The organism is Novimethylophilus kurashikiensis (assembly GCF_003112435.1).
In the GTDB taxonomy this organism is placed as follows: Bacteria; Pseudomonadota; Gammaproteobacteria; order Burkholderiales; family Methylophilaceae; genus Novimethylophilus; species Novimethylophilus kurashikiensis.
On record NZ_BDOQ01000003.1, the window covers coordinates 475473 to 495394 of the forward strand.

Consider the following 19922-nt stretch of genomic DNA (forward strand, 5'->3'; position numbering starts at 1 on the left):
TGTTTCCTTTTGCGTCTCACCGTGGAAGCCACTCTACGCCCCCTCCCTTTCGCCAACCTGTCGCCAAACTTGCTGCAACCTTACAGGCAAAAAATATGTTGATCGCCTTTTACACGCCTTTTGCCATGGCCGCTTTCGCATCCCGTTTGTTGGCAGCCATTGAACTCAGCAACCCCAGGCCGATCAGCAAGCCACCCAGCAATCCTGCCACGCCGTCCGGGATATCCCAATGCACGCCGCTGATGGTCAGCGCCGCCAATGCGCCGATAGCCCAGAACGCGGAATGTTCCAAAAATCGATATTCAGCCAGCTTGCCGGTCTCGACGAGATGCAGGGTAATGGAGCGCACGAACATGGCCCCGATGCCCAGGCCGAGCGTAATAATGAGGATGTTGTTGGTGACGGCGAAAGCACCGATGACGCCATCGAAACTGAACGATGCATCGAGCAGTTCCAGGTAGAGCAAGCCCATGACGCCTTCTTTCACCATCCTGCCGCCCTTGCCTGCCGCATCTCCATCCACCAGTGTACCGAGCGCATCGGCTAGCACGTAAGTAATGAGTCCGGCGAGTCCTGAGAGCATGAATGCATATCGATCGGCGGCCGGCAGATCGCCCGCAGCCGCGATCAGGATCAACAGTACCAGCACAACCTGGATGGCCTCCAACTTGCCCAGCAGCGACAGACGGCGTTCGATGAACTCGATCCAGTGCACGTTTTTTTCTTTATCCAGAAAATATTTGAAAAATGCCATGAACAGGAAAGCCCCGCCGTAAGCCGCGATTTGATGGTGGGAGGCGGTCAGGATACGCGCATAGGCATCCGGCTGATGGAGCGCCAGCGTAAAGGCTTCCACCGGGTCGATGTCGGCCAGGATGGCGACGATGATGAGGGGAAAGGCGAAGCGCATGCCGAACACGGCCACAGGCAAGCCGTAGCGGATGAAGCGCGCCTGCCAGAGCGGGCTCCAGTGCTGCAAAATGCTCGCGTTGACAACGGCGTTGTCGAACGAGAGCGAGATTTCCAGCACGCCCAGTACCAGCACCATCCAAGCTCCGGCCGGGCCGTCGATCCAAAAACCTGCCGCCACGGCCAGCACTGTCACCATGATCGAACTGAAATAATGTTTCAGCACGTTGCCCCCTAATGGCCTTTTGAATAACTGCAACTCCACGACATTGTCGTCGAAATTGCGGTGGCTTGCTTAAGGTGGGGAATGACGCTGGAAGGATGAGAAATAAAAAAGGCAGTGCGAATGCACTGCCTTCGAACCTGCCAAGAAGGGGATTACTTGGCGGATTCTGCGGGTGCAGCTTCAGCAGGCTTGGCTTCTGCCTTCTTGTGTGCGTGCTTGTGGGCTTTCTTCGGAGCAGGTGCAGCGGGCTTCTCTGCCTTTTCGCTCTTGGCTTCGGCAGCAGGCGTAGCCGGGGTTGCAGGCGTTGCCTTGGTGCCGGTTTCAGCTGCCGGGGTTGCGGGCGTAGCAGGAGTTGCAGACTTGGCTGCGTCGGCAGCGAATGCGTTCACGGATACTGCAAACAGACCGGCAATCAGGGTGGCAATCAGCTTGTTCATGTTCAAATACCTTTCAAAGTAAACGTCGGGGTTGGTGGCGATTCGCTGTTTCCTTTTGCGTCTCACCGTGGAAGCCACTCTACGCCCCCTCCCTTTCGCCAACCTGTCGCCAAACTGCTGCAACCTTACAACTGAAAATTCCTATACGCTTGTGGTTTACCGCCCATTCAGGAAGTCCGCCATGGAAATCAAACCGCCCGTGCCGCCGTTTACCTTCGAAACCGCCACGCAAAAAGTCCGGCTCGCCGAAGATGCCTGGAACTCTCGCGATCCCGACCGCGTGGTATTGGTCTACACCGAAGACACGCAGTGGCGTAATCGCTCCGAATTTCCGCGCGGCCGCGCCGAGGTCAAAGGCTTCTTGCAGCGCAAATGGGCCAGGGAACTGGATTACCGCCTCATCAAGGAACTCTGGGCCTACACCGAAAACCGCATCGCCGTGCGTTTCGCCTACGAATGGCACGACGATTCCGGCCACTGGTATCGCAGCTACGGCAACGAAAACTGGGAATTCAACGAGCAAGGCCTGATGATGCGCCGCTTCGCCAGTATCAACGACTTGCCGATCAAAGAAGCAGACCGCAAATTCTTCTGGCCGCTGGGCAGGCGTCCCGACGAGCATCCGAGCCTGAGCGACCTGGGCTTGTAATCCAATCAGAAGAAGCAACGCGAGGTTGCTTTCGGGCTTATATTTCGAATATTATTGAAATATGGAAATAAATATCGCCGTCAAAGCGCTTGCCGCACTCGCACAGGAATCGCGCCTGGCGGTGTATCGCCTGCTGGTTGAAGCCGGGCCTGAAGGTATCCCGGCGGGCAAGATCGGCGAGGCGCTGGGCATCGCGCCGTCCTCGCTGTCTTTTCATCTCAAGGAACTGGCCCATGCCGGACTGGTGACGTCACGCCAGGAAAGCCGCTTTGTCATCTACTCGGCCAATTTTGCGCAGATGAACGCCCTGTTGTCTTTTATGACCGAAAACTGTTGCGGTGGAGCGCCTTGCGGCCCGGATTGCTCGACCGCCTGCCCACATGTCGAAGGAGACCATTCATGAAACGCATGCACGTGCATATTTCTGTCGACGACCTGCAAGCCAGCATCCGCTTTTATTCCACCATGTTCGGTGCCGACCCCACGGTGGTCAAGCCCGATTACGCGAAATGGATGCTGGACGATCCGCGCGTCAACTTCGCCATTTCTCAGCGCGGTGCAGCGGTGGGACTGAATCATCTGGGCATCCAAGTGGAGTGCGGCGAGGAATTGGCCGAGATGAACACGCGCCTCCAACAGCTGGAAACCCAGGTCAAGGAAGAAATGGGCACGGCCTGCTGCTACGCTAAGTCCGACAAATATTGGGTGACCGACCCTTCCGGCATCGCCTGGGAGGCGTATCACACGCTGGACAACGTCCCCATGTTCGGCGGCGATGAACAGCACGATTCCAACTGCTGCGTGCCCGTTGTGATGATGCCGATGTCGAAGAAAAAGGCAGCTTCCGGGTGCTGCTGACAGTGGGCCAATGTTCGCATCCCTCTCGCAAAAAATAAGGAACTTCCGTGAGCAACAAGGTTTTCAACATTCTCATTTTATGTACCGGCAATTCCGCCCGCAGCATCATGGCGGAAGCCTTGTTCAACACCTTGGGCAACGGCTGCTTCAAGGCCTATAGCGCGGGCAGCCACCCCACCGGCAAGGTCAACCCGTTTGCCGTCGACCAGTTGAAGACCATCGGTTATGCAACCGAGAATTTGCGCAGCAAGAGCTGGGAAGAATTTGCCCAGCCGGACGCGCCGCAGATGGACTTTGTGATTACCGTATGCGACAACGCCGCGGGGGAGGTTTGCCCGATTTGGCCAGGGGCGCCGCTTTCTGCCCATTGGGGTTTCGAGGACCCGGCGGCGGTAAAAGGCAGCGATGAGGAAAAGCGTGCCGCTTTCCGCACCGTCTTCGATCAAATCCGCAAACGCGTCAGCCGCTTCGTCGACCTGCCGCTGGATAATCTCGACCAGGGCGCCGTCAAGCGCGAACTGGACAAGATCGGCGAGCCTCTTCCGGAGTAAGCCATGAGTGTATTCGAGCGCTATCTTTCGCTGTGGGTGGGGCTTTGCATCGTGGCCGGGATCGTGCTCGGCCAATGGCTGCCGGGGTTGTTCCAGGCTGTCGGCCGAATCGAGTTCGCCCAGGTCAACCTTCCGGTGGGGCTGCTGATCTGGGTGATGATCATCCCCATGCTGGTCAAGGTGGATTTCGGCGCACTGCATCAGGTCAAGACGCATTGGAAAGGCATTAGCGTGACACTCTTCGTCAATTGGGCGGTCAAGCCGTTTTCGATGGCGCTGCTGGGCTGGCTGTTCATTCGCGGGGTGTTCTCGCCCTACCTGCCTGCCGGGCAGCTGGATAGCTATGTGGCCGGCTTGATCCTGCTCGCCGCCGCGCCTTGCACGGCCATGGTTTTCGTATGGAGCCGGCTCACCAACGGGGAACCGTTGTTCACGCTGTCGCAGGTTGCGCTCAACGACACCATCATGATCTTCGCCTTCGCGCCCATCGTCGGGCTGCTGTTGGGGATTTCGTCGATCACGGTGCCATGGGCCACGCTTATGACCTCGGTGGGGCTGTATATCGTGATTCCGGTTGTGCTCGCGCAGTTGTGGCGCAAGCGGCTGTTGAAAGGCGGCCAGGCAGCCTTCGACGCCGCCATGACGCGGATCGGCCCCTGGTCCATCGGCGCGCTGCTGCTCACACTGGTCTTGCTGTTCGCCTTCCAGGGCGAGGCCATCCTGCGGCAGCCGTTGGTGATTGCCATGCTGGCCGTACCCATTTTGATCCAGGTGCTGTTCAATGCTTCGCTGGCCTATTGGCTTAACCGCAGGCTCGGCGAGCAGCACAACGTCGCCTGCCCCTCCGCCTTGATCGGCGCCAGCAATTTCTTCGAACTCGCGGTTGCAGCCGCCATTAGCCTGTTCGGCTTTCAGTCGGGTGCTGCCTTGGCAACGGTAGTGGGGGTATTGATCGAAGTGCCGGTGATGCTGCTGGTGGTTAGCGTGGTCAATCGCAGCAAAGGGTGGTACGAGCGCGCTCCGGTATGATGCGCGCATGAATCCAGAAGACCTCTTGCGCCTCGTTACTACCGTCATGCCCTACGGCAAATACAAGGGGCGCGTCATCGCAGATCTCCCCGGCCATTATCTCAACTGGTTCGCCCGCGAAGGTTTTCCGCAAGGGGAAATCGGACGTTTGCTGGCGCTGATGCAAGAGATGGATCACAACGGATTGAAGCCATTGCTGGAGCCCTTGAGAAAAGCATAGGCCGCCCGCCGTATTTTCCCTTCCCTTTTCGCGTATTGGCCGCTATGATGCGCGGCGCACGAGTTTCATTATTTTCATATTTTATTCATCCGGCTCTGTTATACAGATCACCGTCTTCATTCTCGAGTTTTGCAATGCTTGCCAGAATCATGAGCAAAGAAAGCATCGAAGCCAGGAACGCCTACTACAAAGGTCAGCTGGCGGCGAAAAAAGTCGCGACCGGCAAGGTGAAATCCCTCTCGCATTTCGTCACCGAAAACCTAAGGGATTCGGATCAGTTCGCCTATTGGGTGAACGGCGCGGCCGACGAACTCAAGGCGCTCGGCCATGATCTCGCCATTGGGGTACACCCCGACGGCGAGGATTGATCAACGCACCGGCGCCAAATGCCTGCGCAATGCGGCAGGGCAATAATTCAGCACATAGGCCCGGCACGGGTGCCAGAACGCCGAAAGCAATAGCAAGGCCGACCCGATGGCGAGCGCGGTGATGGCGAAGCCCAGGCTGACCACGCCGTAAAGTTTCAGCAACGAACTGAACGCGTACAAAACATAGCCCAGCGCCGAAACCATCAGTGCGCGGCGATCAATCGCCAGGGAAACCAAGCCGATCCCCACGTACAACGCAATTACAGCGCCGGCCTGCATCAGTGAAATTTGCCAGCCGAATATATTCAGCGCCGCAAAAACCGGATGTACCAGCAAAGGCGCCGCCAGCAAATGCAGCCAGAACGCGACATCTGACTTGCGCGTCTTACGTTCCGGATCGGCCGCATCCCACATCATCGCCAGCCCGAACACGATCACGCCGGATCCCAGTGCGATCAGGTTGACCCAATGCCGCACATCGGGGCTTTGCTGCCACATCAGCATGACCACGCCGCCCACTGCCACGGCCATGCCGGCCGCCACGGTAATGGGAACGCGAAAGCGCTTCCAATGCAGCCATGCCGCTCCCGCCGCCAGGGCTCCCGCCATCATCGGTCCAATCACTGTACCGTTCAGCACGGCGTGCACGGCCGCAATACTATTGCCCACGAATGCCAGCAGCAGCACGATGGCCGGCAAGGCCATGCGCCGCTGCCGTACGAAAAACTCCGCCAACAACCAGGCGGTGCCTGCAGCCAACGCACTGCCTATCCAAGGCGCTGCAGTCGCCCCGATCCAGCCGACCGAGACCAGCAGCAGCAAGCAGGCGATGACGACGAAAATATCGTTGAAGCCTGTTACCAGCCGAAAGTGTTCTTCATCGACTGCCGGCATGTGCTTCTTGCCAGCGACATGGGCCCGGAATGCGTCGGCCGTATCTGCCGTCATTACCCCGGCTTCGACCGCGGAAGCCAAGTCGTCATCGCTATACATCGTCGTCCTTTCCTTGTTGTAGATCACGACGCATCCCGCCGTGCTGTTGTCGAACGCCGCTAATGTACCGTGATTCGCCGCCCGCCCAAAGCAAAAAGCCCAGGGCAGAGGCTACCCTGGGCTTGTGATTCAATACTTACCGGTGATTCAAGCCGCCATGCGCATCAACTCCGTGCCCGGCGTCCAGCTATAGGTGCTCGACACCATTTCCGAGGGTGAACCTTCGGCGTTGACGACCTCGCGGTATTCGATGGAACTGGCGCCTTCATCCGTCTCGGCGACGAACTCCGTGCTGTTCTTGCGCATGGAAGACTCGCGCTCCACAGTTTCGCGCAGGAATTCGCGGTGGCTTTCGAACTGGATGAAATCGGGCAACTCGCCGCTGCCCAGGACTTCCGCCGGGTCGCGCCGCTCCATGTCCTTGAACAGCTGCAACACCATCTGGAAATGGCCCAGTTCGTAATCCAGGAAGCACTCCCAAAGGTTTTTCAGCCGCGGGTTGTCTTCCTGGTCGACGCAGGCGGCATAGGTCCACACCTCGTTGGCCTCGCACAGCAGCAGTTTTTCCAGCGGGCTTTCCTCAGGGTTGAGCATGGAGCCGTAATGCGTGATGTGCTGCGATTCCACCGAGGCGATCTCGGCATACAGCTGCCGCGCCATCGGGTCGGCGAACTGCGGGCCGATGTTCATGTAGTAATCGTGCGTCTGGTATTCGCCGCCGGTTAGCGTCAGCGCATGCAGCTTGGTCGCCAGCGCGGCGTCCCGTTCATAGGGCCGCAGCAGGTCGTGTTCAGGCGCACGGTGATGGAAGAAGGTAGGACGGCCCGGCACGATATCGGTATAACCTTGGGTGATGTTGTTGGCGTCCTTGCCTTCCAGCCGGTCGAGCAGGGCGCTGTAGCGGTAAAGGTGGTCGAAATCTTCCAGCAGCGCATAGCGGTAGCCCTGGGCCATGTAGGGGTCGGGCTCCAGCTTGGCAACCGAGGCGGTGAGCTCGATGGCGACCTGCTCGTAGGCGATGGTGGTTTCCAGTTGCGAATGGTCGGGCCCGATGAGCCAGTTGATGGTGGTAGCCTGATGCTGCTCCACGCGCATCAGCTGCGCCAGCGGCACGCGGGCTTCGCGGTTTCAGCGGATCGCCACTTGCTTGGTCCGCAGCGAATCCAGCTCGATGCCGTTCATGAGGATGATCCGCACGCGGCTGAAAGCGTCGTCGTCCAGCTTGCTGATCGGCTTGCCGACCATGTCCTTCCAGGTGAAGCGCTGGCGATCCAGCGGCGTGCCTTGCTTGTCGAAAAGATTGATTGCCATGGTAAATCCTCCTTTCAAACAGCCGGGGTGCCGGCACCGTTCGCCATGAGCGCCACGAGCCAACCCTTGACGATGGCGAGATGCTCTTCCTCTTCGGCGAGGGCCATGCGGAAGCGCCGCGACAGATCTTCTTCCTCGGCATCCTCCGCCATGCGGATTAGCATCTCCCAGCCGGCGTTGTCGGCCAGCTCGGCGGTGAGCATGGTGTTGAGGCATTGGGCGAACGTGGTGCGAGGATCGGTCAGCACCTGGACCATGCCCATGGAAGCGGTGGCTGTGACATCGGCACAGGGCGTTTGCGCGGTAGGATCGCCGCCCAGATTTTGCATCACCTCGCAAAGCATCTTGAAATGCGCCAGCTCTTCAGTATGGATCCGCACCAGCGTCTCGCCCGGCAGCTCGCTTTCCAAGGCGCTACGGGAGGATCGGCTGACTGAGGTTGCCGTATTTCCTGCCAGTACCTCATAAGCCGGCGGCAACATTTCGGCGATCTCCGACTCGATGGATTGGAATTTGACGATGAGCGCCTCGTAGAGCCGGGCGCCGGAACGTTCGAACGCGATACGCTCGCCGATCTTGTCGAAAAACAGCGTGGGGTGTGCCCCCTTGAGCTTGGCGAGGCCGCTCTTGACCACACCCTTGACCGAAAGCGGCGGCGGAATGGAGCCGACCGCATCTGACGCGTTGATATACACCAGACGTTCGTCCTCCAATGCGGCCGTATCGATGGAGGTCATGGGCGTGTATTCCTGCACCGCATCGGTCATGGCCTGCACGCCCATGGGCGACACCTTGGTTCCGGTGCGGTTGGTACCGGTAGAAGTTGCTTGCATCTTGCCCTCCTTGAAGCTGGTTGAACGGAAAGGAACAGGATTGCCTCGAAGGCACCGCCGATAGCTGACGGTTGAAGGTTGCCAACCTTAGTCCGTTTGTCGTGGGCTCAATGTCTGTTATGCCGCTTTAATATCGCGATTCCATCGAATTTCAACCGTCTGTAATAAAATGCGGACTCACTTCAAATCGGCTTTTCCGCTATGGCTTCCCGCCCTCCCGCTCCCAAGCAACCTTCGTCTCGCCGTCCTCATAACGCCACCAAACGTCCCGCCGACAAGCCTATCCCCACTGACGTGCCAGCCACCAAGGCCGACATGCATCCCCGCAATCCGCATCGGGGACGCTACGATTTTCCGACGCTGGTAGCTGCCTGCCCGGAGCTCGGCAGCTTTGTCTCCGTCAATGCCCACGGCGACGCTTCCATCGACTTCGCGGATGCCGCCGCCGTGAAGGCGCTCAACCGCGCGCTCCTGCAGCATTTTTACGGCGTGAAGAATTGGGATATTCCAGACGGGTATCTGTGCCCGCCGATTCCAGGCCGGGCCGATTATCTGCATCATGCAGCCGACCTGCTGGCACCGGCCAATGGCGGGGAGGTGCCTACCGGCGACAGTATTCGCGTGCTCGACATTGGAATAGGCGCCAATGCGGTGTATCCCTTGATCGGTCGCCACACCTACGGCTGGCAGTTCGTAGGTTCGGATATCGATGCCACCGCGCTCGACAATGTCCGCCGCATACTCGACCACAATCCTCAACTCGCCACCGGCCTTGAACTCCGGCTGCAAACCTCGCCGCGTCGCTTTTTGCGCAATGTCGTTGAACCGGGAGAATTGTTCGACCTCACCCTTTGCAACCCGCCTTTCCACACCTCACAGGACGAAGCCGCCGCTGCAAGCACGCGCAAATGGCAAAACCTCGGCAAGCAGCCGACGACGACCAAGCTCAACTTCGGCGGCCAATCCAACGAGCTTCTCTATTCCGGCGGGGAAGAAGCCTTTATCACTGGGCTTATCGAAGAGAGTAAGCGCTTCTCTACGCAATGCTTGTGGTTCACCTCGCTGGTGTCGAAGTCGACCACGCTACCTGCTGTTTATCGGGCATTGCGCAGCGTTGGCGCGGTGAAAGTGCGGACGGTGGAAATGGCGCAAGGGCAAAAAAAGAGCCGCTTCGTCGCCTGGACATTCTTCTCGGACACCCAGCACAAGGCCTGGCGGCAGCGCATGCGCAGAGACGAAACGGAATAAATCCAGGCGATGATGGCTGGTGACCATCAATCTTCTCAAACTTCGAAGATCAGGCCTTGAAGCTGCTCATGGCGGTGTTGAGCTGGTTAGCCAAATGCTGCAATTCACGGGTCGAGGCGTTGAGGGATTCGACGATGGTCGTATTGCGGCGGCTCATCTCGGCGATTTCCTCGATATCGCGCGCAACGCCTGCCGTCGCACTGCGCTGCTCATCCACCGACGCGGCGATTTTTTCCATCCCGGAACTGGCAGCCAGTACAGACTCCGCGGCGTGACGGATGAGACCGTCCACCTCGACGGCAATCCCTGAACTACGGTCGATGGACACCTGACCGGCGGCAATCGCATCGTGCACCTTGGCCGATTGGGCCATGATCGCGTTGGTCACGGTATCGATCTGCCCGGCGGACTGGCTGGATTTTTCCGCCAGTTTGCGCACTTCATCCGCGACCACAGCGAAGCCACGCCCCGCTTCGCCCGCTCGCGCCGCTTCGATCGCAGCATTAAGCGCCAGCAGGTTGGTTTGGTCGGCAATCGCCTTGACCTCGCCGGTCATGCTGATGATGGATTCGGTGCTGCTGACAAACTCTTCCACGCAATGCGCGATTTCCTGGATGCGCTCCTGGATTCGGTCGATTTCGGAAGTCAATACATCCACCTTACCAGCCGCCGCTTGTGAATCGTCCACACTCATGGCGGAGAGTCGAGAGGCTTCAGAGGCAGTCGCAGCCACTTCGGCCACGGCATTGTTGAGCTGATCAACGGCTACCGCCCCTTCGTTGACCGCAGCATCCTGCTGACGCGAAGCCTGCGCCACCTGGGCCGAAGAGGCACCGAGCTGGCTGGTAGCTCCATCCACGCGACTCACCGAAGTCTGTACCTCGTTGATAAGCGCCTGGAAGCGTTCCAGCATGTGATTAAAAGACAAGCTGATCTTGCCGATCTCATCCTTGGATTGAATCCGATTGCGCAAGGTCAGGTCGCCGCTCGCAGCGATGCGTTCCATGGTGCTAGCGATGTCGCTCAGCGGCCCCGTAACTGAACGCACGGTCTTGAACGCCAGCAGCCCTACGATGGCAAAAGCTGCAGCGAGTAGCGTGCCCAGCCAGATTTCGACGGTATGGAATAATTTGTTGCTGGCCGCGGTATCCGCCTCGGCCTGCTCCCTGGCGTAACGCCCCAATTTTTCCACCAAAGCATTGATCGCTTCGGTCGGCGCACGGTCGATGCCTTTGACGGCATGGTCGACAATGCTGGCTGGGTCCGCGGTTTGCGGGTCGTATTGCGCCAGGGCGTTTCGATATCGCGGGCCGAGCTTATCGAAAGTCGCCAAAACCTCATCGAGCTTCAATGTGTCGCCGAGTCCCAATTGGGCGGCGTCGACACGCACCTTGAGCAGGTGCGCCTTGACCTCCTGCTCCTGCTTATTGAAGCCGGCCAGGTATTTTTTGAAGGCTTCCGGATCCTTGCCACGCAGGAGGACGTTTTTCCATTCCTGCACCTGGATCTTGAACGCCACCTGCGCTGCCCGCGATTCGTCTACGGCGTGTAGCAACCGCTGGTTGCGGGCGTCTGCTCCCAGGGCGGCCTGGTTGATGGTCTGGATCTGGGCAATGGCATAAATGCCGATTACCAGGACGAAAAACAGCGCAGCTGAAAACATGAGCACCAGCTTGGCGCGCACCGTCATATTGTTCATGCATTCCCCTCTATTATGTGTGACATTCTGGGTATCACGTGATCGTGATTATTCATATTGTAGGAATTTCCTTACAAGCTGTCATTTCTGATAGGTTGACGTAGGATTTAGGCTTAAAATAAACACCTGCTTGCGTGTACCGGCGATCGACCATTGCTCGCCTTGAGGTATCCCGATTTCTAAAAGCCATGCCCATGAATCCAAAACTCAGAAAAATCCTGCTGGCACGACCACTCCAAATTGCGGCGGCATTGATCGCCTTCTACTTCCTGTTCGGCTATTTCGCGGTGAACCCGATTGCGCAGCGCCTCCTACCCTGGGTGGGCGAGAAGAAACTGGCGAGCCGCCTTGCTGTAGAGGAAGTGAAATTCGATCCCTTGAGGCTGACGTTGACCGTCAGCAACCTGCATCTGGATCAGTTAAACGGCAGCAACCTGGCTGGATTTAGACGGCTATTCGTAGACCTGGACGCCAATGGCTTGTGGCATTGGAACTGGCATCTCACCGATATTCGCCTTTCCGGTCCTTACGGCATAATCGACATCGACCCCCAGGGCAAGCTCAACTGGGCCGACCTCATCGCCAAGCTCAACGAGGACAAGACGCCAAGCGATACCATGCCGCGCGTGGTGATCGACCATATCCTCATCGAAGACGGCAAGGTGCAATACACTGAACGCAACCGCCCGACGCCGTTCAAGACCGAGCTCACCCCGCTGGCCCTGGAACTCGACGGTTTTTCCACACTCCCGAAGGACCGCGGCGACTACCTGCTCTCGGCCAAGATGCCTGAGCAAGGCGGAACGCTGCGCTGGAAGGGCGATGTGGGCGTCAACCCGGTAGCCTCTGCGGGCTCTGTGGAAGTCGAAGGAGTCAACCTCGCTAGCCTCATGCCCATCCTCAAGCGTCAGCAACTGCCGGTGACGATTACCGACGGTCGCGCCGATGTACGCTTCAGCTACGGCTTTGCCATGGTCGGCGACAAGGGCGAACCGCAGCCGCAAGCGCTGCTGGCGCATGTCGAGGCCAAAGTCGCCCTGCTCGCTGCCGAACTACCAGGCGGCAAGCTGAACCTCGGCGAAGCCGAGGCCAACCTGCCCGACATCGACCTCGCCCTGCAAAAAGGTGCCAGCCTTCATGTCACCGATCTGGACGCCCATGTGCGGCAACTGGCATTGACGCAGTCCGGCAAGCCGCTGTTCAAGCTGGGCGAACTTGCTATTAAGGGCATCGGCTACGACCTGGCGGAGAATCGTCTGGGAATCGAGGACATTGCGCTGAACGGCGGCGAAGTGCACGCCGTGCGCGACCAGAACGGCCAGCTCGATTGGTTGAAGTTGATGCCTACCAATGAAGCCGCACCAGCAAAACCCGAAGCAGAGAAAAAATCGCCAGAACCCAAGGCCAAGCCGTTCCGCTTCGATATCGCCAAGCTCCAGTTGCAGCATTGGAAAGCCGGTTTCGAAGACCAGACTTTTGTGCACCCCCTGAGTGCCGAAATCGGCAACCTCGATTTCAGCCTCAAGGCCAATAGCGATGAAAACGGCCTTGCAGTGAGCGGGATGGAAGCCGCCCTGCGCAACCTCACGCTGCGTTCCTCCCTCATGCCGCAACCGGCGGCGACGCTGGCCGACCTGCACCTGCAAAGCAGCGGCATCTCCCTCAAGGACAACACCGTCAACCTCGGCAAGCTCCAGCTCTCCGGGCTGGAATCGCAAGTCTCACTGGACGCCAAGCAAGGCGTGAACTGGCTGGCCCTGCTGGAGCAACGTGCAGCGACCGCGAAAGCCGCAGCTCCGACTGCATCAGGCCCAGCTTGGAAGGTGAACCTGGCCGGCGCTGCCCTGGAAAACGGCACCATTCATGTTGAAGACCGTTACTCAGGCGCGCCAATTGCCTGGGATATACAAAATGCCAAATTGGCGGCTGACGGGCTTTCGCTCGACTTGGGCAAAGCCGTGCCGATCAAGGCTGCTTTCAAGATCAAGCAGGGCGGCGATTTCGCGGCCGAAGGCAAGCTCGCTCTGGCGCCGCTCAAGGGTGATTTGCAAATCAAGCTGAATGGTTTGCCGCTCAAGCCGTTCGCGCCCTACCTCAACCGTGCCGCCATGCTGAAACTGGTGGACGGGCAAGCCAGCACCCAAGGCAAGCTGTCTATCAACCAGGGCAAAATCCTCAGCGCCCAATATACCGGCGGATTCAATGTGGAACGCCTGGCCATCATCGAGGAAGTCGATAATCGGCCCTTCCTGAGCTGGGGTTCGGTCGCCAGCAATAGCCTCAAACTGTCCATGGCGCCAAATCGGCTGCATATGGATGAAGTGCGAGTGGTGCGCCCTGCCGGCAAACTCATCATCTACGAAGATCGCACGCTCAACGTCCAGCACTTGATCAGGACGCAAGCGCCCACTACCGCGTCAGCCAAATCGGGAAACGGGGATAGTGCTGTCGACCAGTTTCCTGTTGCCGTGGATCGTATCAGCGTCGACAACGCCGATCTCGAATTCGCCGACCTGTCCCTCGTTCCGCAATTCGGCACGCACATCAATTCGCTTTCCGGGGTCATCAACGGACTGTCGAGCGACGCCGCCAGCACCGCTCAAGTGGAACTCGACGGCAAAGTGGACGAATACGGCTCGGCCCGTGTGCGCGGTTCTCTGCAACCCTTCCGGGCGACTGACTTTACGGACCTTAAGGTAAGTTTCCATAACCTTGAGATGAACCGCCTGACGCCGTATTCCGGCAAGTTCGCGGGCCGCAAGATCGATTCCGGCAAGATGTCGGCGGACCTCGAATACAAGATCAAGAACCGTCAGTTGCTCGGCGAGAACAAGTTCGTCATCAATACGCTGAAACTGGGCGGTCACGTCGATAGCCCCGATGCCGTCAACCTGCCCCTCGACCTCGCGATTGCCCTGCTGGAGGACAGCAACGGCGTCATCGATCTCGACTTGCCGATCTCCGGCCGCTTGGACGACCCGCAGTTCAGCTACGGCAAGGTGATCTGGAAAGCTGTCGTGAACGTGGTGAGCAAGGTAGTGACAGCCCCGTTCCGGGCGCTCGGCAAGCTGCTGGGGATCAGCTCGGACAAGCTGGAAGCCGTGGCGTTCGACCCCGGCCTGCCCACCCTGGCGCCGCCCGAGCAGGAAAAACTCAAGGCGGTCGCCGATGCCATGGGCAAGAAACCGCAACTGACCTTGCGCATCGCCCCGGCCTACGACACGGCTGCCGATACCGCAGCCTTGCAGGATATGGCCACCCGCCGTGACGTAGCGAGGGAAATGGGCCTGACGCTGGCGGAGAACGAGCAGCCTGGGCCGGTGGACCTTAATAACGTCAAGGTGCAAACCGCCGTGGAAAACCTGCTGAAGGATCGCAAGGGCGAAAAGCGCAATATCAAGGCGCTCGATAGCGTGAAGGATTATTTCCGCAAGCCCAAACCCGAAGACTTGCCCAAGTACCAAGCCATGGTGGACGAACTCAAAGCAACGGTGAAAGTCGGCGACGCCGATTTGACGGGGCTAGGCAAGGCCCGCGGCGACGCCATTCAGCACTACCTCGTCCAAACTGCTGGGCTGGAGGCGCAACGCGTAACGGTGCAGGCGCCGGCCAAGGAAGCCGGTGACGGTCACGCGGTGAAAGTGAAGCTCGAATTGGGCGTTGCTAAATAACGCGCGAGGTAGAAGGGGCCGGGCGAAAGCTGGTAACATCGCCGCCCTCTACCACCTCGCAAGGACAACCATGAGCAACATCCAAATCGAACACCAGCCTGCCCAGGATCGCCTGCAAGCCCTGGGCGTTGCCAATTGGCCCACCTGGTCCAAGGAAATCTCGGTGTTCCCCTGGTTTTTCCACGAACAGGAAATCGCCTACATCCTCGAAGGCGAATGCGTCATTACCCCCGAAGGCGGCCAACCGGTGACCTTCGGCAAGGGCGACCTCGTGACGTTTCCCGCCGGCCTGCGCTGTCAGTGGGAAGTGAAAAAGCCGCTGCACAAGCACTATCACCTGGACGGCAACAAGCTCACTCAGGCAGTCCGCCGCATCCGCGCCCTGCTGCCGTTCTAGGCAGCGTTTTGTTGTGCCGGGCGCTCGCCGCGTTCGGCCGCAAGCAAATCCTTCAAATCCTGCCGCCCCTGCTCGGCGATGTTAAGCATAGCGGCCATATCGTGCCGGACATGGCGCGTTTTCTCGAACTGCTCCAGGTCATGGCGCTCGAAATGGGCAATGATGGTGGCTGCCGATTCGGCGGTTTCTCCGAGCGCCAGCAACGATTGCCGGGCTGCCTCGAGCGACGAATAGAAAGTTTCTCGAACGGGTTCGAGGCCCAACTCGCGTAGATCGAAGGCATCGGTGCGGCTACGGGCTCGGGCAACGACAGGCACATGCGGCCAGCGTTGCTTCGCCAGCTTGGCGATGCTCATGGCGGACTCCGGGTCGTCGACCGCAATGACCAATAGCCGTGCCTGGGCGATGCCGGCCTCTTCCAGCAAGTCCAGCCTGGATGCGTCGCCGTAATAGCAGCGCCAGCCGAAACTGCGCATGAGATCGACCTGGTTCGGGTCCTTATCGATCAGCGTGGCGGCGATGCCGTTGCCGATGAGCACGCGCCCGACGATCTGGCCGAAACGCCCGAACCCCGCGATGATGACGGGATTGGCCTCCTCGATGCCGTCCTGCGGACGTTCCTTGCATTCAAGCTTGACCACCCGGTCATACAAAATCAGCAGCAGCGGCGTCATGAGCATGGAGACGGCCACCACGGCGTTCATGAGATCGTACTGGGCATGCGGCAACGTTCCTTGTGCCAGCGCCACGCCAAAGATCACGAAGGCGAATTCGCCGATTTGCGACAGCGCCACACCGAACAGCAAGGCATCGCGGAATGGCAGCTTGAAGCCGCGCCCCAGCGCCAGCAGCAGCAAGATCTTCGCCGACACCAGCAGCAGCGCGAGACCGACGATGGTTTCCGGCTGGCGCGTCAGCAGCGACAGATCCACCGACATGCCAACCGCGATGAAAAATAGCCCCAGTAGCAAGCCCTTGACCGGCTCGATATCCAGCCTGAGTTCGTAGTGGTATTCGGAATCGGCGAGCAGCACGCCGGCGAGAAAAGTCCCCAACGCCATCGACAAGCCGACCGCCTGCACCGCGAGCGACACGCCGATGACCAGCAGCAGTGAAAAGGCGACGAAAATCTCGCGCAACCCGGTCTGGGCCACGATACGCATGACCGGCCTCAACACAGTGCGGCTGGCGACGACGATGGCAGCGATGACGAGGACAGCCTTGGCCACGGCCCAGCCATCCACGCCCGATTTGGCGGCATCCGGCGCCATCAGCGCCAGCACCATGAACAAGGGGATGACGGAAAGATCCTGGAACAACAGCACGGCAAACGACGCCTGTCCGCCCGGTGTGGCGAGCTGCCGACGCTCTTCCAGGGAAGCAAGGCCGATAGCGGTCGAGGACATGGCCACGCCGATGCCGACCACCACGGCTATCGGCCACGAAAGCCCGATCAGCTTGGCACCGGCAGCCACGACCAAAATCGTCATTGCCACCTGCATCCCGCCCAGACCGAACAAGGCCCGTCGTAGCGCCCACGCTTTCTGCGGTTCCAACTCCAACCCGACCAGGAACAGCAGCATGACCACCCCGAACTCGGCGAAATGCAACACCTGCTCGGGGTCGGAGATCAGTTGCAGTGCGTGCGGGCCGATCAGGATACCGGCCAATAAATAGCCCAGCACCGAGCCCAACCCCAGGCGTTTGAACAGGGGCACGGCGACGACCGCTGCGGTGAGGTAGATCGCCGCCTGAGACAGAAAATCCGACGAGGCCATGCATTGCTCCTAATGGTTGGGGACGCTCATTCTGCCGCGATTTTGCCGTGATTTTTACCAAATGGGCAGGGCTCGTTGAGCAAGCCGTGGGAACTCAACCCCACCTGGCAGGTTCTATTGGAGTAAGGAAGAGGCGATTGCCTCCGTCGTCAACGCGTTGCGTTCCCGTACGTTATTTTGAAGCAGACGCAACAAGGAGATCATCATGACCAAGCTTAAAACCACCCTGCTGGCTTTGGCGCTCGGCCTTACCGGCACCGCCGCCCAGGCCCACGATTCCGTCGGCTTCAGCCTCAACATCGGCGTTCCCGGCTACTATGCCGCACCGCCGGTGTATTACGCCCCGCCGCCTCCGGTGTACTACTCACGCCCGCCGGTGGTCTACTACGAACCGGGGCCGCCGGTGATTTACACCCCCCGCGCCAGCTTCGGCTTCTACGATGCGCCACGTCGCTGGCATCGCGACCACGACGACGATCACGGCTGGCGTCACCATCACCGCTGGCACGATGATGACTGATGGCATTTACAGCTAACCCTTTTAAATTCTGGCGGACTAGAGCGCCTTGGCTAGTCCGCCGGCAATCAGGCGCAAGGTATAAAACAGATCGATGATCTGATAGCTCACAAAAAACAGCAGCGCGTGCGACAACGCAGGCAAGCGCCGCAATAGCACTTCCATCCAGTCCCCATATCGCAGTTTCTCATCGGCCCAGCGGCAGAAAGCCACCGAGGCGATACCGATTGCGGCCCCGGCAATGATGTCAGTCGGGTAATGCAACCGCAGGTAGACCCGTGGCATGGCGATCACCACCAGCGTGTAGAGCAGGGCGAGCCAGCCGATACGCCGCGACACGTAGAACAACCCGATCGAAATCGCGAAGAACAGCGCGGAGGTATCGCTGGGAAAGCTGCTGACGAAGAACAGCCCGGTATGGGATTTTTCCGGCAGGCCCAGCAACGGCGTCAGCCCGAGCTCGTCGTTGACGTAAGGCCGCACCTTGAACGGCATGGAGAGATTGACCGCCAGGGCCAAGGCCATCGCCAGGAAAGCCCCCACCAGCGTCACCATGAGGATGCGGCGCTTTTGGTATTCGCCCTGCGGATCACTGAACCACAAGTACCAGAACGCGAGCATGAGCGGGAAACCCTTGAAGGCATTGTTGAGCGAGATGTGCTTGACGATGTGGTTGAACGACGCCGACACCTGAACGTACTGATCCAGCCAATGCATGATCGCCATATCGAATGCATTCGGTTCCATCCAACACCCCCTTTCGTTCCCAGTCGATTGATTTGTCTGGTATTCATCATACGGATGAGCTTGAAACGTTCTGTTCGACAGCGAACATTCGACCGCATGCCTTTCATATTTAATCTCTACCGTACGGGCAATGTCGCGGCTGGAAAGGGCTGGTAGCCAGGGCCACGAGTCGGTCATTCGCTCAAGGGTTTTGCTGTCCTGACTTTGGAGTCAAGATGAACGACCACGCGCCGCTAGAAGTCTCTCGCTTCCGTCCCCTCTCGCGCTTCCAATGGCTGGGCTCGAAAACCACCATGGTGTTCTTGTGCTATCTGGTGGCTGCCATATCGTTCGGGGGATTCTTCGAAAAATGGGCGTTCCGCGACGGCATGAGCTATTCCGCTATCGAGATGATGGATGGCGTCGCCAAGCGGCCGTTCGTCTACCGCCAGCTCATGCCTGCCACCGCCAACCTGGTCGAGGAGATCGTCCCCGCGCGTCTGGAACAACGCTTTACCGATTGGCTCGCCGCCGATCCGCACAAGCACAATTTCATCTACCGTTATTTTTCCAACGCCACGGATAGCACCAACACGCGCTACGCCTTTCGCTACTACGTGTTGTTCGTGATGTGCTTTGCCTCTTATCTGTTCGGCATCGTCGCATTGCGCGCCGTCTGCTGCGAAATCTATCCAGACGCCACATCCGCAACCCTGGCAGCCTTCACCCTGGCCCTGGTGTTCCCCATGCTGACCACGGAAGGCGGCTATATGTACGACATGACCGAGGTGCTTTTCATGGCGCTGGCCGTGCTGTCCGCCCTGCGCGGGCGATTGCTGCTCCTAGGCGCCATCGCCTTGCTAGCCACCTACAACAAGGAGTCATTCGTTTTCTTCATCCTGACGCTGTATCCCCTTCTTCGCGAGAAATTTTCACGAAGGGCGGGCCTCGCCATCCAGGGCGTCCTGCTGACGCTGGCGCTTAGCGTCAACCTGTGGGTCAAGCTGCGCTATGCGGCCAATCCCGGAGGATTCGTCGTGAATCAACTAGGCGAACACGTACGATGGCTGTTGAGTCCTTCGTCCTACATGCTGTTCGAGGTGAATTATGGGGCAGTGACCACCAAAGGCCTGAACATCGTCCATCTCATCGTGGTGGCCTTCGTAATCAAGAATGCCTGGCCCTATGTGCCGCGCACGCTTAAACGCCACGGCTGGATGGCGCTCTCGATCAACGTCCCTTTATTCGTACTGTTTTGCTACCGCGGTGAGTTACGCAACTTGAGCATGCTGTTCGTGGCCTTTACCGTGCTGCTCAGCGTCAACATTTCACGTTACTTCCAGAAGGTTTATCGCGGCCATGCCTACAGCACGGACGACGACCTGGAACCACTCGCCGAACCCATCGCGGAACCGATGGGGCCGCCCTCGATACTGGAGCCCGACCGCGCCTTGCACCTGCAATAGCCGCTTCTAGCGCCGGACGAAAATTGATACCCTTGG

21 protein-coding genes are annotated in these 19922 nt (G+C 59.1%); 12 read left to right on the plus strand and 9 right to left on the minus strand.

Annotated features, from left to right (window positions below; all coding sequences use genetic code 11):
* Window positions 1–109: 109 nt before the first annotated feature.
* Both NMK_RS05760 and NMK_RS05765 read right to left on the minus strand, forming a co-directional pair.
* Entirely contained in the window at window positions 110–1135 is a 1026-nt protein-coding gene (locus NMK_RS05760) for a DUF475 domain-containing protein (protein WP_109014793.1), read from the minus strand.
* A gap of 152 nt (window positions 1136–1287) precedes the next feature.
* Window positions 1288–1572, minus strand: a complete 285-nt coding sequence (locus NMK_RS05765) for a hypothetical protein (RefSeq protein WP_109014794.1) — start codon at window positions 1570–1572, stop codon at window positions 1288–1290.
* A 181-nt stretch (window positions 1573–1753) separates the two neighbouring features.
* Here NMK_RS05765 and NMK_RS05770 point away from each other — a divergent pair, with 181 nt between their 5' ends.
* The 7 genes from NMK_RS05770 to NMK_RS05800 all read left to right on the plus strand — a co-directional run bounded on the left by NMK_RS05770 (window position 1754) and on the right by NMK_RS05800 (window position 5247).
* Window positions 1754–2221, plus strand: a complete 468-nt coding sequence (locus NMK_RS05770) for a nuclear transport factor 2 family protein (RefSeq protein WP_109014795.1) — start codon at window positions 1754–1756, stop codon at window positions 2219–2221.
* 61 nt (window positions 2222–2282) lie between these two features.
* Entirely contained in the window at window positions 2283–2624 is a 342-nt protein-coding gene (locus NMK_RS05775) for an ArsR/SmtB family transcription factor (protein WP_109014796.1), read from the plus strand.
* Window positions 2621–3079, plus strand: coding sequence for an ArsI/CadI family heavy metal resistance metalloenzyme (locus NMK_RS05780; RefSeq protein ID WP_109014797.1), 459 nt, complete (start codon window positions 2621–2623; stop codon window positions 3077–3079). Before NMK_RS05775 ends, NMK_RS05780 begins: the two co-directional genes overlap by 4 nt.
* Before the next feature lie 47 nt (window positions 3080–3126).
* Window positions 3127–3630, plus strand: coding sequence for an arsenate reductase ArsC (locus NMK_RS05785; RefSeq protein ID WP_109014798.1), 504 nt, complete (start codon window positions 3127–3129; stop codon window positions 3628–3630).
* A 3-nt stretch (window positions 3631–3633) separates the two neighbouring features.
* A complete protein-coding gene (gene arsB / locus NMK_RS05790; RefSeq protein WP_109014799.1) occupies window positions 3634–4659 on the plus strand; it encodes an ACR3 family arsenite efflux transporter in 1026 nt (341 codons plus the stop codon).
* 7 nt (window positions 4660–4666) lie between these two features.
* Window positions 4667–4879, plus strand: coding sequence for a DUF3820 family protein (locus NMK_RS05795; RefSeq protein ID WP_109014800.1), 213 nt, complete (start codon window positions 4667–4669; stop codon window positions 4877–4879).
* A gap of 149 nt (window positions 4880–5028) precedes the next feature.
* Window positions 5029–5247 (plus strand): hypothetical protein, encoded by a 219-nt coding sequence (locus NMK_RS05800; protein WP_109014801.1) that lies wholly within the window; start codon window positions 5029–5031, stop codon window positions 5245–5247.
* Here NMK_RS05800 and NMK_RS05805 read toward each other — a convergent pair whose 3' ends face one another.
* The 4 genes from NMK_RS05805 to NMK_RS05815 all read right to left on the minus strand — a co-directional run bounded on the left by NMK_RS05805 (window position 5248) and on the right by NMK_RS05815 (window position 8384).
* Window positions 5248–6240: a hypothetical protein gene (locus NMK_RS05805; RefSeq protein WP_109014802.1), complete on the minus strand. Its 993-nt coding sequence runs from the start codon at window positions 6238–6240 to the stop codon at window positions 5248–5250.
* A gap of 147 nt (window positions 6241–6387) precedes the next feature.
* On the minus strand, window positions 6388–7353 hold the full coding sequence (locus tag NMK_RS05810; protein WP_227871381.1) for a hypothetical protein: 966 nt from the start codon (window positions 7351–7353) through the stop codon (window positions 6388–6390).
* A gap of 15 nt (window positions 7354–7368) precedes the next feature.
* A complete protein-coding gene (locus NMK_RS18705) occupies window positions 7369–7551 on the minus strand; it encodes a hypothetical protein (RefSeq protein ID WP_227871382.1) in 183 nt (60 codons plus the stop codon).
* Window positions 7552–7565: 14 nt separating this feature from the next.
* Window positions 7566–8384 (minus strand): ferritin-like domain-containing protein, encoded by an 819-nt coding sequence (locus tag NMK_RS05815; protein WP_109014803.1) that lies wholly within the window; start codon window positions 8382–8384, stop codon window positions 7566–7568.
* Window positions 8385–8585: 201 nt separating this feature from the next.
* On the opposite strand from NMK_RS05815, the gene rlmF reads away from it, so the two are divergent.
* Complete coding sequence (gene rlmF, locus NMK_RS05820) at window positions 8586–9632, plus strand: 23S rRNA (adenine(1618)-N(6))-methyltransferase RlmF (RefSeq protein ID WP_109014804.1); 1047 nt, start codon at window positions 8586–8588, stop codon at window positions 9630–9632.
* Window positions 9633–9681: 49 nt separating this feature from the next.
* Here the strand turns inward: rlmF and NMK_RS05825 are convergent, their stop codons facing one another.
* Window positions 9682–11331, minus strand: a complete 1650-nt coding sequence (locus tag NMK_RS05825; protein ID WP_109014805.1) for a methyl-accepting chemotaxis protein — start codon at window positions 11329–11331, stop codon at window positions 9682–9684.
* A gap of 194 nt (window positions 11332–11525) precedes the next feature.
* Here NMK_RS05825 and NMK_RS05830 point away from each other — a divergent pair, with 194 nt between their 5' ends.
* Window positions 11526–15002, plus strand: coding sequence for a DUF748 domain-containing protein (locus NMK_RS05830; RefSeq protein ID WP_109014806.1), 3477 nt, complete (start codon window positions 11526–11528; stop codon window positions 15000–15002).
* 70 nt (window positions 15003–15072) lie between these two features.
* On the plus strand, window positions 15073–15399 hold the full coding sequence (locus tag NMK_RS05835) for a cupin domain-containing protein (RefSeq protein ID WP_109014807.1): 327 nt from the start codon (window positions 15073–15075) through the stop codon (window positions 15397–15399).
* Here NMK_RS05835 and NMK_RS05840 read toward each other — a convergent pair.
* Complete coding sequence (locus NMK_RS05840) at window positions 15396–17177, minus strand: monovalent cation:proton antiporter-2 (CPA2) family protein (protein WP_109014808.1); 1782 nt, start codon at window positions 17175–17177, stop codon at window positions 15396–15398. The genes NMK_RS05835 and NMK_RS05840 overlap by 4 nt on opposite strands.
* Window positions 17178–17382: 205 nt before the next feature.
* Between NMK_RS05840 and NMK_RS05845 the strand changes: the two genes are divergently transcribed.
* Window positions 17383–17697 carry a hypothetical protein gene (locus NMK_RS05845; RefSeq protein WP_109014809.1) on the plus strand — a complete coding sequence of 105 codons (315 nt, stop codon included), beginning with the start codon at window positions 17383–17385 and terminating at the stop codon, window positions 17695–17697.
* 36 nt (window positions 17698–17733) lie between these two features.
* On the opposite strand, the gene NMK_RS05850 is transcribed toward NMK_RS05845, so the two are convergent.
* Window positions 17734–18441, minus strand: a complete 708-nt coding sequence (locus NMK_RS05850; RefSeq protein WP_181376179.1) for a phosphatase PAP2 family protein — start codon at window positions 18439–18441, stop codon at window positions 17734–17736.
* Between the two features lie 215 nt (window positions 18442–18656).
* Here NMK_RS05850 and NMK_RS05855 point away from each other — a divergent pair, with 215 nt between their 5' ends.
* Complete coding sequence (locus tag NMK_RS05855) at window positions 18657–19886, plus strand: hypothetical protein (protein WP_109014811.1); 1230 nt, start codon at window positions 18657–18659, stop codon at window positions 19884–19886.
* The last annotated feature ends 36 nt before the right edge of the window (window positions 19887–19922 follow it).

Coding starts and splice junctions, on each gene's coding strand:
- NMK_RS05850 (WP_181376179.1), bottom strand. CDS start 18,441: ATGGAACCGAATGCATTCGATATGGCGATCATGCATTGGCTGGATCAG.
- NMK_RS05795 (WP_109014800.1), top strand. CDS start 4,667: ATGAATCCAGAAGACCTCTTGCGCCTCGTTACTACCGTCATGCCCTAC.
- NMK_RS05770 (WP_109014795.1), top strand. CDS start 1,754: ATGGAAATCAAACCGCCCGTGCCGCCGTTTACCTTCGAAACCGCCACG.
- NMK_RS18705 (WP_227871382.1), bottom strand. CDS start 7,551: ATGGCAATCAATCTTTTCGACAAGCAAGGCACGCCGCTGGATCGCCAG.
- NMK_RS05765 (WP_109014794.1), bottom strand. CDS start 1,572: ATGAACAAGCTGATTGCCACCCTGATTGCCGGTCTGTTTGCAGTATCC.
- arsB (WP_109014799.1), top strand. CDS start 3,634: ATGAGTGTATTCGAGCGCTATCTTTCGCTGTGGGTGGGGCTTTGCATC.
- NMK_RS05825 (WP_109014805.1), bottom strand. CDS start 11,331: ATGAACAATATGACGGTGCGCGCCAAGCTGGTGCTCATGTTTTCAGCT.
- rlmF (WP_109014804.1), top strand. CDS start 8,586: ATGGCTTCCCGCCCTCCCGCTCCCAAGCAACCTTCGTCTCGCCGTCCT.
- NMK_RS05840 (WP_109014808.1), bottom strand. CDS start 17,177: ATGGCCTCGTCGGATTTTCTGTCTCAGGCGGCGATCTACCTCACCGCA.
- NMK_RS05780 (WP_109014797.1), top strand. CDS start 2,621: ATGAAACGCATGCACGTGCATATTTCTGTCGACGACCTGCAAGCCAGC.
- NMK_RS05855 (WP_109014811.1), top strand. CDS start 18,657: ATGAACGACCACGCGCCGCTAGAAGTCTCTCGCTTCCGTCCCCTCTCG.
- NMK_RS05805 (WP_109014802.1), bottom strand. CDS start 6,240: ATGTATAGCGATGACGACTTGGCTTCCGCGGTCGAAGCCGGGGTAATG.
- NMK_RS05800 (WP_109014801.1), top strand. CDS start 5,029: ATGAGCAAAGAAAGCATCGAAGCCAGGAACGCCTACTACAAAGGTCAG.
- NMK_RS05845 (WP_109014809.1), top strand. CDS start 17,383: ATGACCAAGCTTAAAACCACCCTGCTGGCTTTGGCGCTCGGCCTTACC.
- NMK_RS05835 (WP_109014807.1), top strand. CDS start 15,073: ATGAGCAACATCCAAATCGAACACCAGCCTGCCCAGGATCGCCTGCAA.
- NMK_RS05830 (WP_109014806.1), top strand. CDS start 11,526: ATGAATCCAAAACTCAGAAAAATCCTGCTGGCACGACCACTCCAAATT.
- NMK_RS05815 (WP_109014803.1), bottom strand. CDS start 8,384: ATGCAAGCAACTTCTACCGGTACCAACCGCACCGGAACCAAGGTGTCG.
- NMK_RS05775 (WP_109014796.1), top strand. CDS start 2,283: ATGGAAATAAATATCGCCGTCAAAGCGCTTGCCGCACTCGCACAGGAA.